The organism is Rhizobacter sp. (genome assembly GCA_021153565.1).
Lineage (GTDB): Bacteria > Pseudomonadota > Gammaproteobacteria > Burkholderiales > Burkholderiaceae_C > Albitalea.
This window is the reverse complement of the sequence record JAJKJU010000176.1, coordinates 9,534-27,093: the sequence shown is the minus strand read 5'-3', so window position 1 is coordinate 27,093 and position 17,560 is coordinate 9,534. Positions and strand designations below refer to the sequence as shown.

At 72.1% G+C, this 17,560-nt stretch carries 1 protein-coding gene (running past one end of the window); it reads right to left on the bottom strand.

All coding sequences use genetic code 11. The features are described 5' to 3' along the window. Window positions 1–17,560, bottom strand: the 5' portion of a protein-coding gene (locus AC30NL_RS10675; protein WP_489463982.1) for an amino acid adenylation domain-containing protein. 4,493 nt of this gene lie to the left of the window's left edge; only the first 17,560 of its 22,053 coding nucleotides appear in the window; it begins with the start codon at window positions 17,558–17,560; its stop codon lies off the left edge, out of view.

Here is a 17,560-nt window from a genome sequence, read left to right as displayed (position 1 = left end):
CCAGCGTGCCCGGCACCTTGGGGCGCAGCACGCGCTCGAACGCCGCGGCATCCTGCTCCAGCAGTGAGGCCGGCTGGTCCACGCCGGCGACGTGGAGCACTCCGTCGACCTGTCGCCAGGCCGGCGGCAGCGCGGCATGCACCGCCTGCAAGGCCTGCAGGTCCGCCACGTCCACCGAGGCGTGCTGCACCTCGCAGCCCGCGTCGGCCAACCCGGCGATCCAGGCGAGCTCTTTCTCGCCCGGCACCGACCGGCCCAGCAGAACCAGCTTTGCCTGGTAGCGGCGCGCCAGGTGCTCGGCCACCCGGCGGCCGAGGCCGCGGAAGGCGCCGGTGACCACGTAGGTGCCGCCCCGCTTGAACGCGAAGCCGGTGCCCGGCGCGGCGCCGTCCATCGGCCTCACCCGGCAGGCCAGGCGGCGCCCGTCACGCACCATCACGCTGGCGTGCCCTCCATGGTGTAGCTCGCGGTGCAGGAGATGAACCCATTGCTCGGGCGTGGCTGTGCCGGCGTGCATGAGCACCCGCACGACACTCCCGGGCCACGCCCGGGCGACGGAGCGCTCATAGCCGACCAGCGCATCCAGCAGCGCCTGCTCGACCGCATCGGTGAAGCTGCCGGCCAGCAGCACCTGGCCGGCCGAGAGCCCGGCGCGCTGCAATGCGCGCAACAGCACGCCCGGGAACGCCAGGTCGTGCAGGCAGCCGGCATCCTGGACGGGACCCAGCCAATAGACGGCATCGACCTGCGCACCGTCGCGGGCGACGGTCTGCAGCGCCGTGTCCAGCCCGTGCTCGCCGCCTTCGACGGCGAGGCATCCCGCCTCGGCGCCCGCTGACGGATCCTGCGCGAGGAAGAGCAGTTCGGCCTGCGGATTCAAGGCCTGCAACGCCTGGCGCAGGTGCTGCCGCCCGGTCGCGTCGTCGAACAGGCAGACGATGCGCTCGCGGCGGCCCTGTGCGGCGGCCACCTGCACGCCCTCGGGCAAGGGTGCCTCCACCCAGCGCTCCTCGAACAGGGTTGCCTCCGAGGGCTTCACCATGGTGTCCTGGGCGGCCGACACAGGCTGCACCTCGCGGGCGATCCAGTGGGCGTCCTCGCTGAAGGCGTAGGCCGGCAGGTTCACACGGCGCGGGCGATCATGCGGCCCATGGAGGCGGGCCCAGTGCACGGTGCCGCCGGCTTGCCAGAAGCGCGCCAGCTTGTCGAGCCGGCCTGCGGATATCCAGCGCTGAACCAGTTGCTGCCGGTCCTCGTCGTCGAGCAGGCCGGCCTCGGCCAGCGACTGCGGCGGCGCCATGGCGTCATGCCCGCCGGCCAGTCCACGCAGCGCCGCGACCAGCTCGGGCAGCTCGTGCACCACGAAGGCCGCACGCACCGGCTGTGCGAGGCGGCCCACCTGCAAGGTGAAGGCCACGTCCGCCAAACGAGGCGCCGTGCCGCTGTCCATGCCACGCTGCAGCTCATCGGCCAGCTCGCGGGCCATGCACCGCAGGTTGGCCGGCTTGCGGGCCGACAGCGGCACCAGCCGGGCACCGCCAGCCTGCGCGCCGCCGCCCACAGCGGGGGCAGCCTCCAGCACGGCATGCACGTTGGTGCCGCCGATGCCGAAGGAACTCACCGCGGCCCGCGCCGGGCCGCCATCGCTGCGCAGAGGCGTCACCCGGTCCAGCACCTGGAACGGCGTGGCCTCGAAGCGCGCCTGCGGGTTGGGCGTGCGGAAATGGATCGACGGCGGGACCTGCCCTTCGCGCAAGGCCAAGGCGCACTTGACCAGGCCGGCCAGGCCGGCCGCCGCGTCCAGGTGGCCGAGGTTGCTCTTGACCGAACCCAGCCCCACGGCCCGCGCATCGCGATAGGCCTCGGCCAGCGCACTGACCTCGATGGGGTCGCCCAGCCGCGTGCCGGTGCCATGGGCCTCGACATACTGCACGGTGGACGCGTCCACGCCGGCGCGGGCCAGCGCCGAGCGGATCACCGCCGTCTGGCCGGCCACGCTGGGGGCATAGAACCCTGCCTTGTCACCGCCATCGTTGTTGATCGCGGCGCCGCGGACGATGGCGTAGATGGCGTCGCCGTCGGCCAGCGCCGCGGCGGCGTCCTTCAGCAGCACGACGGCCACGCCCTCGCCCCCCACCATGCCGCTGGCCTGCGCGTCGAATGCACGGCAGTGGCCGTCGGCCGAAAGGTTCATGCCCTCCTCGTGCAGGTAGCCGATGCTGTCGTGGGCGTAGATGCTGGCCCCGCCGACCAGCGCATGCCGCACCTGGCCCGACGCGATGGCCTGGCAGCCCAGCGCCAGCGCGGCCAGCGAGGACGAGCAGTTGCTGTGCACGAAGAGGCTCGGGCCCTTGAGGCGCAAATGGTGCGAGACCATGGCCGCAAAGGTGCCCGGCTGCGACAGCATGAAGCGCACCAGCGTCTCGGAATCCTTGTGCTGCAGGTCGTGGACCAGCGGCGCGAGGTAGTGCGAGTTGGACGCCGACAGGTACACCGCCGCGTCGGCGATGTCCTCGGCCAGGTAGCCCGCGTCTTCCACGGCCTTCCACGCGTTCTGCAGCAGCAGCCGGGCCTGCGGGTCCATGAGCTCGGCATCGCGCGCCGAGATGCCGAAGAACTCGGCATCGAAGAAGGCCTTGCCGGCCATCGTCGATTGCACCGGCACGAAGCGCGGATGCGCCGCCAGCCAGGGCGCGACCCCGCGTTCGTGCAATTCGTCCGCGGTGTAGAGCGTCACGCTCTCGTGGCCGGCGAGCAGGTTGCGCCAGAACGCCCGATGGTTGCGCGCCCCCGGCACCTCGCACGACAGGCCGACGATCGCGACGGCCCCTTGCAGGCCGGTCGCGGATGCATCGGCTGCGGCGCCCGAGGCGTGCGCCGGGGCCCGCGCACCCTGCGCGTCTTGCATCCCCGGTGCGCCCTGCGTGCTTTGCAGCTCCTGCGCAAAGGGCACGCTGGCCCGCGCGGCCGGCGCCGTCCGGCAGGCCGCTGCCGGCACGGCGCGCAAGGCGTTCAGCCGCGCGTGCACCTGGGCCGCGGTGGGATGGCGAAAAACGTCGGTCGCGGTGAAGACCACGCCGAAGCGCTGCGCGATCCGCTCCGCCAGCACGGCGGCGAGCACCGAACTGCCGCCGGCATCGAAGAAGCCGTCGGACGCACGGATGTCCTCCACCATCAGCACCTCGCGCCAGAGCCCAAGCACCTCGTCGAGGGCCACCGCTGCGGCCGGCGCCATCGGTGCCGGCGTGGAAGCCGGCGCGTCGGCGTCGCCGTGCAGGCGCAGCGGCCGCTCCGACAAGGACTTGCGGTCGACCTTTCCGTTGGGCGTGCACGGCAGCGCCTCCAACTGGATGAAGAAGGCAGGCACCATGTAGTCGGGCAGCCGGCCCGCCAGGTGCTGCTGCAGGGCCTGCGCGCCGTCCGCGCCATCGCCCTCGGGGGTGTAGTAAGCCACCAGCAGCTTGTTCTCTCCCTGTGCCCTGGCCACCACCGCGCCGTCGCGCACGGCAGGGTGGGCCAGCAGCAGCGTCTCGATCTCGGCCAGCTCGATGCGGAAGCCCCGCACCTTCACCTGGCTGTCCATGCGCCCCAGGTATTGCAGCGAACCGTCGGGCGCCCAGCGCACGAGGTCGCCGGTGCGGTACATCGACGCACCGGGCACGAAAGGATCCGCGCAGAACTTCTCGGCGCTCAGTTCCGGCCGATTCAGGTAGCCGCGCGCCAGGCCGTCGCCAGCGATGCACAGTTCGCCCGGCACGCCGCTGGGGCTGAGGCGGCCCTGCGGGTCGACGACGTAGACGCGGGTGTTCGCGATCGGCGTGCCGATGCTCACCGGCTTGCCGGGTTGCACGCGCTCCACCAGCGACCACACCGTGGTCTCGGTGGGCCCGAACATGTTCCACACCTCGGCCCCGGTGGCGAGCAGCCGGTCCTTCAGCGGCTCGCTCATGGCCTCGCCGCCGCAGAGGATGCGCAGGCCCTGCCCATCGCGCCAGCCGGCATGCAACAGCATGCTCCAGGCCGACGGCGTGGCCTGCATGACGGTCGGCCGCACCGCCTCCACCAGCGACTTCAGACGCTGTGCGTCCTTCACCGTCGCGGCGTCGGCGATGTGGCACACCGCGCCGGCGACCAGCGGCAGGAACAGCTCCAGCGCCGCGATGTCGAAGCTGTGGGTTGTCACCGCCAGCAAGCGGTCCGTGGCCGCCAGGCCCGGCTCGCGGGCCATCGAGCAGAGGAAGTTGGTCAGCGCCCGGTGCGACACCATCACGCCCTTGGGGCGCCCGGTGCTGCCGGAGGTGTAGATCACATAGGCCAGATCGTCGGGCGTGGCCGCCAGTCGGGCGTCCGTGCCTGCCTGCGACGCAGGCTCGATCCACTCGCCATCCATCGCCACGACCACGTCGTCACGGCCGTCCATCGCGTCCCGGCACATGCCGCGCACCGACGCCTGCAGCGCCTGCTGCGTCAGCACCACCTGCGGTCGCGCGTCGCCGAGGATGTCGACCAGCCGCTCGCGCGGGTAGCCCGGGTCCAGCGGAATGTAGGCGCCGCCGGCTTGGAGCACGCCGAGCAGGGCTGCCACGAGGTCGGTGCAGCGCTCCATGCACACGGCCACCAGGCGACCAGGCCCGACGCCGCGCCGGCGCAGCCCCGCCGCCAGCCGCTCGACTCGTGCGTGCAGCTCGCCGTAGCGCAGCGCCTGTTCCCCGAAGACGATCGCCGGCGCCTGCGGCGTGCGCTGCGCCTGGGCCGCGAACAGGGAAGCCGTCGTCATGTGGGCGGGGTAGGCGACCTCGGTGCGATTCCGGTCGCGGACCAGTCCCAGGCGTTCCTCGGCGCACACCAGTTCGCAAGCGGCGACCGGCGTGTCCGGCCGCTGCATGACCATCTCCAGCAGCACGGCGAAATGCCGGTGCAGGCGCGCGAGCGTCTCGTCCTCGAACAGTCCAGGGTCGTACTTCCAGTTCAGCACGATGGGCTGCGAGGCCTGGGCCGGCAGCACCACCTCCAGCACCAGGTCGTATTCGCCCTGCTGCTGCACGCCCGGCAGGTGCTCGAATCGAGCGGCCGCCGAGGAGCGGTCCTCGTGCCAGTCCTGCACCATGAAGGCCACGTTGAACAGCGGGGCGCTGCCGTCGGCCTGTGCCAGGCCGAGCTCGCGCACCAGCGCCGGCAGCGGATAGGCGCAGGCCAGGTCCTGCGCCAGCTGGCGCTGCAACGCGCGGCAGAAGTCCTGCACGCCAAGCTCCGCGGCCACCTGGCTGCGCACCGGCACCATGTTCACGAAGTAGCCCACGGTGCGTTCGAAGCGCGGGCCGGGCCGGCCGCTGGCCGGCATGCCGACCACCACGTCCTCCTGCTGCGTGTAGTGGCGAAGCAGCACCTGGAACAGCGCCAGGAACACCGTCGACGGATAGAGCGCCTGCGCCTCGCAGAAGCGCCGCAGCGCCTCGCCCAGCGCCACCGGCAGCGCGGTGGCACGGCTGCGGCCATGCACCGCGTGCGCGGCGCGCCGCGGGTGATCGGTGTGCAGCGCCAGCGGCATGGCCCCTTCGAGGCGGCGGCGCCAGTGCGCGAGCCGGCGCTGCCCTTCCCCGGACGCCAACAGCCGCGCCTCCTCGGCGACGAAGTCCGCGTGGCTCGCGGCTTCCGGCCGCGCCTGCGGCTGCCGTCTGGCGGCCAGGGCGTCATACGCCTGCTCCAGGGTGCCAACCAGCACCGCGAGCGACGCGCCGTCGATGACGACGTGGTGGGCCTCGATCAGCACCAGCGCGCTGCCGTCACCCAGGCGATAGACCGCGGCGCGGCACAGGGGGCCGCGCTCCAGGTCGAACGGACGAAGCACGTCCCGCCGGATACGTTCCAGCACCTGCGGCTCGTCCAGCGCACGGGCATCGTGCTCCGGCACTCCCGCGGCCTGCCCGCAGGCCTGCTGCACCAACCGGCCTTCCGCGATGGCGACCACCACGTCGAGCGCCGGATGCTGGCGCAGCGCGAACGCGAAGGCCTCGGCGAACAGGCCGGTGTCCAGATCCCGAGCCCTCAGGCACAAGGGCACGTGGTAGGCGGTGGTGGCCGGATGTGTTTTCTGCAGCATCCACAAGCCCTGCTGCCCTTGCGACAGCGGATGGCGACCCGCAACCTCCGGGGCGACGCCTGCCTCCGGCGAGGTGTCGTCCACGTCGAGGGAGGCGGCGTCCACGCCGCGCTCGTTCACCAGATGCGAGGCCAGGCGGTCCAGCGTGGCGTGCTCGAACAGCGTTGCCGCATCGAAGTCCGGCTCCAGCTTCCGGCGAATCTCTCGGGCCAGCTGCACGAGCGCCTGCGACGACAGGCCCGACTGCACGAAGTCGCGCCCGGCATCGATCTCCCCGGCCTCGATGCCCAGGCCGCGGCCGAGTTCACCCGCCAGCCAGGCGCGCACGCGCTCCAGCGGAGCCGCCGGCGCCGAGCTGCGGGACGGCTGCCGGCCCTCGGCTGCTGCGCGCGAACCGGCGCCTGTCCGGGCGGGGCCGCCTTGCGGCGGCTGGTGCCAATGCACCGTCTTCTCGAACGGATAGCCCGGCAGGCTGACGCGGCGCGGCCGAGGGCCCAGCACCATGGCCTGCCAGGACGCCTCGGCGCCCTGGAGCCACAGCGCGAGCAGGCCCGGCATGTCGTGCCGCTCGATGCAGGCGGCCTGCTCGGCATGCCAGCGGCGCTCCGTCTCGCTGGAGCGCGACAGCTGCCGCAGGTCGCTGGCCGGCGCCGATGCGTCGCCGTCGATGAAGGCCGCGAGCTTGACGCACAGATCGTCGATGGAGCGCACCAGCCAGCCGGCACGCACCGGCAGGGCTTCGCGGCCCACTTGCAAGGTGTACGCCACGTCGCGCAGCGCGGGCACCGGGCCGCCTTGGCGCAGCAAGGCGAGCAGGCGCCGCGCGAGTTCGCGCAGCCGCTCGGGATGACGAGCCGACAGCGGCACCGCATGCCACGCGCCATCGGCCGGGTCCTCGGCATGGCCGGTGGCGGGTGCGACGTGCTGCTCGACGAGCAGGTGGGCGTTGGCACCGCCGGCGCCGAAGCAGGAGACCGCCGCGCGCCGCGGCACCGCGCGGCCTTGCGCGTCCTGCGCCGGCCATGGCGCGAGCGAGCGGTTCACGAAGAACGGCGTCTGCCCGAAGACGATGCCGCTGTTCAGTTCCTCGGCATGCAGCGAGGGGGCGATCTGCCCGTGCTTCATCTGCATGAGCACCTTGATGAGGCCCGCCATCCCGGAGGCGCTCTCGCAGTGCCCGATGTTGGACTTCACCGACCCGATTGGGCAGGACCCGCGGGGCCGCCGGCCGGCGCGGTCGTAGGCCCGGCCGAGCGCCGACACCTCGATCGAGTCGCCGAGCAGCGTGGCCGTGCCATGCGCCTCGACGTAGCCGATGGTGGCCGGGTCGATGCCGGCCTTGTCCAGCGCCCGCTCCACCAGCGCGCGCTGCGCATGCAGGTTCGGCACGCCATAGCGGTTGCTGCGTCCGCCGGCGTTGACGGCGCTGGCCTTGATGACGCCATGGATCTGGTCGCCGCGGGCCAGTGCGTCGTCCAGCGGCCGCAGCACGACCGAGCCGACCCCTTCGGCGGCGACGAAGCCGTCGGCCCGCTCGCCGAAGGCGCGGCACTCGCGGCCGGCTGACAGCAGCTTCATCTCCGACAGCAGGTCGAAGTGGTCGAGGTCCAGGATCAGGTTCACACCTCCGGCAATCGCGCAGTCGTTGTCGCCGCTGTAAAGGCTCTCGAGCGCCAGGTGGATGGCCGTCAGCGACGAGGAGCAGGCGCTGTCGACCGCCAGGCTCGTCCCCTGGAAATCGAACAGGTAGGAGGTGCGGTTGGCGATGGAGGAATAGGCAACGCGCTGGCTGTAGGTGGCGTTCATCACGCCGACGAACACGCCCACGCGCCGGCTGTCGGCCAGCGTGGCGGGCGTGTAGCCGGCGTCCTCGATCGCGTGGTAGGTGGTCTCGATGAACAGCCGCTCCTGCGGGTCCAGCAAGGCGGCCAGCGTGTCGTCGATGCCGAAGAAGGCGGCATCGAAGCACGCCACGTCCCGCAGGAAACCGCCCCAGCGCTGCTCGCCGGCGCGCGGCGGGCACCACCAGCGATCAGCGGGATAGGCGCTGACGCAGTCCACGCCATCGCGCACCTGCGACCAGAACTGCTGCACGTCCTGCGCACCGGGGAAGTGCCCGGCCAGGCCGACGATCGCGACGTCGCGCGAGCGCACCGATGCGGCAGGCCTCGCCGGCTGCGCTGCCGCGCAGACGCCGGCGGCCGCCGCGGCGGCCCGTTGCAGGGTCGCGGGGGACGCAGCCGCCGTTGCGGGCACCGTGGCGCCCACCCAGGCCACCACCTCGGCCGCACGGTGCTGCAGCAGGTGCTCGGTGGCGGCCGCGATCGTCGGGCAGTCGAAGAACAAGGTGCTGCCCAGCCCTTCGAAGGGTCCCGCGAGGCGGTTGTTGAGTTGCGTGACCAGGATGGAGTCCAGACCGCAGTCGAACAGGTTGCGCTCCGGCGCTAGCTCGGCCTCGGACATCTTCAGCACCTCGCAGACCACGCGCCTCAGGCGCGCATGGAGGGCGTCCTGCAGCGGGGCCCCGGCGACCTGCCCGGCAGCGGCTTCGCCACGCTCGTGCAGGCCGAACCGTTCCATCAGCGCCGGCCGCTTGCAGACGACGAAGTAGTCCACCAGGGCATCGATCGTTTTCATCTCGAAGAACAGCGTGCTCGGCAGATCGTCGAAGTCCTGCGCCAGGGCGTTGTTCAGGTTCGCGACCAGGATGGAGTCGAGCCCGTACTCGGCCAGGTCGCGCTGCGGGTCGACCTGCTCGAGCTTGAGGGCGCGCGCCACGATGTCGCCCAGGTGGGCCTGGGTGCGGGTGCGCAACAGCGCGGCATCGTCGGTGCCGGCCTCAGCGGCCGGCGCCATCGCGGCGGGCGCCATTGCGGCCGGCATGCCCTCGTGCGGCAGGCGGACGATGCCATCGCTTTCCGCGACGATGACCTGCTGGCCCAGGGCATGGGCTTCCGGATGGGGCAGCCAGCCTGGCGCGAGGCCCGCGTCGGCCAGCAGGTCGATCCAGCGCGCGGGTGCCAGCAGCGGACCTCCGGGCAACCGCAGCGCGGTGTCGTCGCAGGCCCACCAGCCGTCGAGCAGCCCGAAGGTCAGGTGAGACAACAGCGCATTGCTGCTCATCTCGTTGAGCAGCAGCAGGCCTTGTCGCCGCATCGTCGCCTTCACGTGGCGCAGCGTGCGCGCGACGTCCGGCGTGGCGTGCAGCACGTTGGTCGCGATCACGATGTCGTAGCTGCAAGGCGCCACGCCCTGCGGCTGCCCCGGCCGCGACACGTCGAACAGCCGGGTGCGCAGGAAGGGATGCTCCGCGGCCAGCCGCTCCTGCGCGGCGAAGAGGAAGGCCTTGGAGACATCGGTGAAGCAGTACTCCTCGATGGCGCCGGCCAGCGGCCTCAGCGCCTGCAGCACGCGCCGCGTGGAGGCGCCGGTGCCCGCACCCACCTCCAGGATGCGCACGCGGCGCGCCGGATCGTGCTGCCGCCAGGCAGCGACGGCCTGCGCCGCCAGGTCGCCGAGTTGCAGGTTGAAGTGGTCCACCACCGGGTGGTGGCGGTACATTGCTTCCACCGCGGACGTCGAACCGCCGGGGAACAGCACGTCGGTGGCCGGGCGCCGACCTGCCAGCACCTCGGGCATCGCTGCGAGGCAGCGCTCCAGCAAGTCGACCTGGCCGCGCTGGAATTCCTGTTGCACCCACTGCGGCCGCGCCGCGTGCCATTGCGTCCAGAGGTCGTCCGTCCGCAGCGCGAACGCCTCGGGCGACCCAGTGCCGTCGCCGAGCATGAGGCCGCTGCGCTGCAACTCGGCACGGCTTTCGTCGAACCACCGCTGGTACTTCGGCAGGAGGCCGCCCTGCACGCGCAGCGAGCGTCCGTCGCCCGCGATGTCCCGCAGGGTCGCCGCCAGGAGTCGGCGCGACAGATCCAGCATCCGCGGCTGGGGCAGCGCGGGCAGCAGTTGCGCCACCGCCTCGTGGCGGGGCGGGGTCGCCGCCCGGCATGCCTGCAGCACGGACGGCCCCGCGGCCGGTGCGACGAGAACCTGCTCGTCGCCGCACCAGGCCTGCAGCGGCTCATGGCCGAAGGTCTGCACGAATGCCAGCTGGCCGAAGCCGCTGGCGACGAAGCGCTCGAGCTGCTCCATCGCCTGCCGTGGATCGAGCGAATCGATGCCGGCCGACGCCATGCGCTGCCGGTAGGCGGCATCGCTGACCACGCCGGCGGTGCCCCAGTAGCCCCAGTGGACCGTCTTGACGGCCGGCGCCGGCAACCCGGCGGCGGCGGCCCGGGCGCCGCGCACCCGCGCCAGCGCCTGGGCGAACGCATCCTTGAAGGTGCAGCCGGCGGCGTAGTTGGCCTGGCCCGGCGAGCGCGCAAAGCCTTCGAGCGAGGAGAAGAACAGCACCTGCTGCAACGGCTCCTCCGCGAACACTTCGGCGAGGTGGATGCTGGCATCGACCTTCGGGGCCAGGGCGAGTTGCAGGCGCTGCTCGTCCATGTGGGCCACGCTGCGGTCGGCCAGCACGATGGCCGAATGCACCACGCCGTCGACCCGCGCATGGCGCTGCCGAATCGTGCGATGTGCTTCGCGCAGCGAGGCCAGGTCCGCCGCATCGGCCGGCACGTACATCGGCTCGGGCGCACCGTGCCGGCGTGCCAACTCGGCCAGCGACTGCAGCTTCGCAACGATCGCCTCGTCCGCAGCACGCCGGCCGATCCACACGATGCCTGCCTGGTGGCGTTCCACCATGAACCGGCTCCACACCTCGCCGATGCCTCCGGCTCCGCCGACCACCACCTGGACGCTGCCGCACTGCGGCAGCGCCGCGGCCTCTGGCAGCGCCTGCACGGGCAGCAGGCGCTGCCGGTGCCAGCGGCCATCGCGCAATGCCAGCGTCTCGCCGGACGCCACCGGGGACTGCCGATCCGGCAGGGCCGGCAGAGCGAGCGACGGCGATGCGTCCGCCGGCAGGTCCAGCAGCCGGATGCGCCACTGGCCGTACTCCTTGGCCAGGCTGCCCATGAGGCCGTGCACGCCGGCATGGGTGGGATCCACCGCGTCGCGCTGGTTCACCGCCTGGGTGCCGAAGGTGATGACCGTCCACGTGAGCCCACGCTTGCCATGGCCCAGGGCCAGCACCGCCTTGACGATGCGGAAAAGCCGGCGCAGGCCATGCGCCTGCGCAGCCCGCATGGCCTGCAGGTCGCCGGCCACCCCCAGGCCGGCCGGCGGCGCGAACCACACCAGGTGGTCGATCGCCGGCAGTCGTGCCAAGTGGTCGCGGATCTCGTCTTCGCTGATGTTGGCAGGCAGCGCCACGCTCGCGGCCGGGTGGGCGCGCAGCTCGCCGGCCCAGGCGGGCGGGAGGTCGAGCCAGGCGGTGGCCGAATCGTGGTCCACCGCCAGCGCGCCGGCGGGGGATGCCGGGAGCGGTAGCCATGCCGGCTGCAAAGCGTTGAACACCGAGGCCCGCGGCGCCACGCCATCCGCGGGCGCGCCCAGCGGACGGAAGGCCAGGCCGCGCAGCCGCGCACAAGTGCGCCCCTGCATGTCCAGCAGGTCGATGTCGAGCACGCGGGCATCCTGCTCGTCGGGATGCATCGCGTCGCTGCGCACCCAGGCCTGCATGCGGGGCTGGAAAGGCGCGAAGTACTCGAAGCTGTCCAGCGCGAACGGCACCGCAGTGCGCGCTGCCGCGCCGGCCGGTTCCACCGGCACGGCATCACCAGCCACGGCGGCCAGCAGCGCGTCTTCCAGGCCCACCGACGCGTGGATGGCCGCATCCATCAAGCTGGGATGCAGCGTGTACTCGTCCATCGTCGCCGCCAGCGCCTGGGGCAGCCGCAGCTCGGCGAGTACTTCGCGCGGCGCAGACGGTCCGCTGCGGTGGAGCTTGTCGATCACCCGGAAGCCGGTGCCGTAGTCGATGCCGACACGGCGGATGTGGGCATAGCAGGCCTGGCCGTCGACGGCTTGCGGCGACATGCGCGAGCGCAGTGCCGCCAGGTCCACCCGCGGGGCCGACGTGGCGGGGTGCAACTGCGCGCGCCCCTGCATGTGAACGACCGGCTGTGCACCCTGCCCGCGCAACTCGAACGTCGCCGACGCAGGTGCGTGGCCCGACGCAGCTTCCCATTGCACCGACAGTTCCAACGCCAGGCCCTCGGCACCGTCGAAGGCCACCGGACGAAGCCAGCTCAGGTGCTTGAGCACCAGTCGGTGGCCGGGGCCGGCCGGCTGCGGCATCGAGCGCCGCAGCGCCTCGAAGGCCATCTCCAGCGCACCGACTGCCGGCAGCAGGCGGCGTCCAAGCACCACGTGGTCCCGGACGACGAATTCCTCGCCGGACAAGCGGGCATGGAACCGCCAGGGCGCATCGCCCACGCACGTCCCCTGCATCAAGGGATGGCCGCCCGCGACCGGTGCCGCGGCACCGGTGGCCTCCGGCCGAGGGTGCCCGGCCCAGGGATGACGGGTGCGGCTGAAAGGATAGGTCGGCAGGCTGACCCGCCGAGCCGTGGTGTCGTGCAAGGCCGGCCAGCTGAGCGGCTCGCCGGCGACCCAACCCTGGGCCAACTGCAAGAGGTCCGCGGCGGCCGGCACGTCGCCCTCCTGACCGGCGCTGCCCGCCCGCGACAACGCTTCACCCTCGAAGCGGTGCTCAGACGCCCGGCCGTCGACGAAAGCGGCCAGCTCCAGCGCCAGCTGCGCCACGTCGTCGACCACGAAGGCCACGCGTGACGGCATCGCAACCCGGCCCCGCTGCAAGGTGAAGGCAATGTCCTCGATGCGCGGCGCATCGGCAGCGCCGTCGGCCGGCGCGAGCCGCTCCAGCAGGTCGCCCGCGTACTGCAGCAGGTTGGGCCGGCGTCGTGCCGACAGCGGCACCAGGTGCGTTCGGCGCGGTACCGGGTTGGCCGCCGCCGATGCCACGAATTCCTCGAAGATAGCGTGCGTGTTGCTGCCGCCGATGCCGATCGAGTTCAGGGCGGCGCGCCGTGGCGTGTCGCCGGCGGTCCAGGGCGCCAGCGTCGTGGTCACATAGAACGGCGACTCCTGCAACGCGAGGCGGGGGTTGGGCTGGCTGAAGTTGATCGACGGCGGCAGCTGGCGATGGTGAAGGCTCAGCAGCACCTTGATGCATCCGGCCAGGCCGGCCGCGGTGTCGAGGTGGCCGATGTTGGGCTTGACCGATCCGATGCCGCAGAACTGCTGCGCGACGGTGTGCTCGCGATAGGCCTCGGTCAGTGCGCCGACCTCCACCGGGTCGCCCAGCTTGGTGCCCGTGCCGTGCGCCTCCACGTAGCCGATGGTCGACGGATCGATTCCCGTCTCCTGCAACACCTGGCGAATGGCCCGGCCCTGCCCTTGCATGCTCGGGCTGAAAAAGCCCGGCGACTGGCCGCCATCGCTGGTGCTGGCGATGCCGCGCAGCAGGCCGTAGACGTGGGAGCGCCGGCGCATCGCTTCGCCGGTGCGGCACAGCAGCAGCGCCGCCACGCCCTCCCCGCCCACCATGCCGTCGGCAGCAACATCGAAGGTCTTCACCCGGCCGTCGCTGGAGAAGTTCAACCCCGGCTGGTGCACGTAGCCGAAGCGCTCCGCGCTGCGTGCCGAGGCGGCCGCCACCAGCGCGAAGTCGGTCGCGCCGGAGCGCACGGACTTGAAGGCGAGGTCCAGCGCGCTCAGCGAGGATGAGCAGTTGGAATGGACCGAAAGGCTCGGGCCTTCCAGGCCCAGCTGGTAGGAAATCATCGCGGCCACGCTGCCGCTCTGGTTCAGCACCCAGGCCAGGTACTGCTGCGAGTCCTCGATGACCGGCGAGGCGTCGCCTTCGGTGCGGTAGCCGTGGTTGCCCACCGACACGTACACCGCCGTGCGCGGAATGTCGCGATGGTCGAGGCCGGCGTCTTCCACCGCCTTCCACGCCTGCTGCAGCACCTGCCGGAACTGCGGGTCCATCATCTCGACGTGGTTCGGCGAGAGCTTGAAGAACTCGGCGTCGAAGCAGTCCTTGTCGGCCAGGCCCAGCTGCATCGGCACATAGCCGGGGCGGCCGATGAGGCGCTCGGGCACCTGCGCCTCGCGCAACTGCGCCTCGTCGAGGAACCTCGTGGCCTGCCGGCCCTCGCAGAGGCTGCGCCAGAAGGCCCGCAGGTCCGGCGCCCCCGGGAACTGGCACGAGATGCCGATGACGGCGACGCTGTCCTCGTCGTGGGCAGGCCCGGCTGCGGGCGCAGCAGCGCACACGGCTGCAAGCAGGCCGGCATAGGCCGGCAGCGCCTGCTGCAGCCAGGCAGCGAGGGCGCTCACCGTGGGGTGCTTGAACAGCTCGCCCGCGGTGAAGGGCACGCCGAAGGCAGCCGTGATGCGATCGGCCAGCACGACGGCGTTCATCGAGTTGCCGCCGGCGTCGAAGAAGGGGTCGTCGAGCTCGACACCGTCGACGTGCAGCACCTCGCACCACAGCTCGAGCAGACGCGCCTCGAGCGCCTGCCGGCCGGCCGGCGGTGTGGCCATCGGTGCGGCGCCCAGCGCCACCGGCCGTTGCATCAGCGCCTGCCGGTCCACCTTGCCGTTGGCCGTCAGCGGGATGCGGTCGATCGCGACGACGAGGTCAGGGACCATGTAGTGCGGCAGGCGTTCGCGCAGCCAGGCCCTCAGCGCCGCCGGCTGGAAGGCCGGCACCGCCCCTGCACGCGGCACGCAGTACGCCACCAGCTGCCGCTCGCCGTCGGCGCCGCGCGCCACGGCCACGCATTCCTGCACCTCCGCGCGTTGCAGTAGCGGGTGTTCCACCTCGCCCAGCTCGACGCGGTGGCCGCGGATCTTGACCTGGAAATCCATGCGGCCGAGGTACTCCAGCGAACCGCCCGGGCCCAGGCGCACGAGGTCGCCGGTGCGGTACAGGCGGCCGCCCGGCACCAACGGGTGCTCGATGAACTTCTGCGCGGTGAGCTCCGGGCGGTTCCAGTAGCCCCGCGCCACGCCCGCACCGGCAATGCACAGCTCGCCCTCGCCGCCCTCGGCCACCGGACGGAGCTGGTCGTCCAGCACGTGCAGCACGGTCTCGCCGATCGGCTCGCCGAGGCACACCGGCCGGTCCGCGTGGACCTGCGCGACCGTCGACCAGATGGTCGTCTCGGTGGGGCCGTACATGTTCCAGGCCTGCGTATTCGTCTCGACGAAGCGCTGCTTCAGCGATGCCGGCATCGCCTCCCCGCCGCACAGGGCGCGCACGCCTTCGGCATTGCGCCAGCCGGCCAGGAACAGCATCGTCCACAGGGCCGGCGTCGCCTGCATCACCGTCGGCCTCACCTGTTGAATGCAGCGCATCAGCTGGCTGGCGTCGCGCACCGTGGCGGCGTCGGCCACGTGACAGCGCGCGCCTTGAACCAGCGGCAGCCACAGCTCCAGGCCGGCGATGTCGAAGCTGATGGTCGTCACCGCGAGCAGCACGTCGTTCGCGCCGAGCCCGGGCCGGCGCATCATCGACGTCAGGAAGTTGGCCAGGGCCCGGTGCGGGACCATCACGCCCTTGGGCCGGCCCGTGCTGCCGGAGGTGTAGATCACATAGGCGAGGTCTTCCCCGTCGAGCACCACGGGCTCCTGCGGGGACTGCGGGGACTGCGGGGACTGCGGCGCGGCCACCGGGCCGTCGATCAGCATCACCGAGGCCGCTCCTGGCGCATCGACCAGCAGCGACTGCGCCTGTTCGTGCAAGGCCGCCTGCGCCAGCACGACGCGCGCGCCGCTGTCCTGCACCACGTACGCGAGCCGGTCCGCCGGATGGGCAGGATCCAGCGGCACATAGGCCGCGCCGGCCTTGAGCACCGCGAGCAAGCCCACCACCATGTCGAGCGAGCGCTCCGCGAGCACGGCCACCAGGTCGTTCTTCTTCACGCCCTGCGCGCGCAGCTGCGATGCCAGCCGCGTGCTGCGTTCGCTGAGTTCGCGGTAGCTGAGCGCCTGGTCGCCGAAGGAGACGGCCACGCGGTCCGGAGCGCTTTGCGCCTGGGCCTCGACCTGCTCGTGCACCCAGTGCGCCGGCGCCTGCGGCGCGCCGCGCTCTCCGGTCAGCGCGAACAACTCGCGCAAGGGCCGGCCGGCATCGCCGGCCACCGCCTCGAGCACACGCTCGTAGGCCGCGGCCAGAGCCGCGACGTCCTCCGCGCTGTACAGCTCGGGGTGGTACTTCCAGTTCAGCACCAGGCCCTGGCGGCGCCGGATCAGCTCCAGCGACAGCTCGTACTCGCCCTCCTGGTGCAGCTCGCCGACCAGTTCATAGGGACGGTCGTCGATGCCTTGAAGCACGTCCTGGAACATGAAGGCCGTCTGGAACACCGGCGAGCGTGCGGCCGACGGCGACGATCCCAGCGCACGCACCAGCGCGCCGAACGGATGGCTGTGCGCCATCGCGTCGATCATGTCCTTCTGCACCTGCGCCAGGAAGTGCCCGAAGGCGAGTTCCTCGTTCAACACGCTGCGGATCGGCACCATGTTCACGAGGAAGCCGACCGCGTGCTGCAGCGCCGGGCTGCGACGCTCGTTGACCGGCATGCCGACCACCAGGTCGCGCTGGCCGCTGCGCGCGGCCAGCAGCACCTTGTAGGCCGCCAGCAGCAGCGACGACAGGAAGCTCCCCTGCGACTCGGCCATGGCCACGATGCGGTCGACGGCCGGCTGGGCAAGCAGCTGCATGTGGGTGGCACCGGCAAACGCGTCGCGCACCGGCGCCGACTGGCGGGCCAGTTGCAGCACGGGCAGCGGCCCGGCCAGCCTGGCCTGCCAATACGCCAGCGCAGCCTGCCCTTCGGCGAGCCGGCGCTGCTCGTCCCGCACGAAGTCATGGAAGCCGGCGGCTGCCACCGGCAGCGCCGGCACGCCGCCGTCACGCAGGGTTTCGCAGGCGGAGAACAGCGCATCGAGCACGATCGGCCCCGAGGCACCGTCGAAGACCAGGTGGTGCACGAGCAGCAGCACGATGGCCTCGCCGCCGGCCAGCGCGAAGACGTGCACCGCCGCCAGCGGAGCGTCTTCCACGGCGAAGACCTGCCGCGCCTGCGCGCGCAGCGCCGCGATCACTTCCGCCTCGGTGGCGCGCGAGAGGTCATGAACGTGGAACGGGACCGGCTGCTCGGGCTCCTCCCATTGCAGCAGCCTGCCGTCGGACTGCTGGCGGATGCGGGTGGACAGGATCGGATGCCGGCGCACGACCCAGCCCATGGCGTCGCGCAGCACCTGCGCATCCAGCTGCGCCACCCGCACGCACACGGGGATGTTGTAGGCAGTCATCCCGGGGTAGGACTTCTGCAGGATCCAGAGCCCCTGCTGGCCTGCCGACAGCGGGCGCCCGGCCTGCCCGGCCTTCAGATCGGCCAGGGCCCGGGCGACCTGCTCGCCGCTCAGGTGGCCGGCCTTGTATTGCGCAATCAGGGATTGGATCGTCGTTTTCAT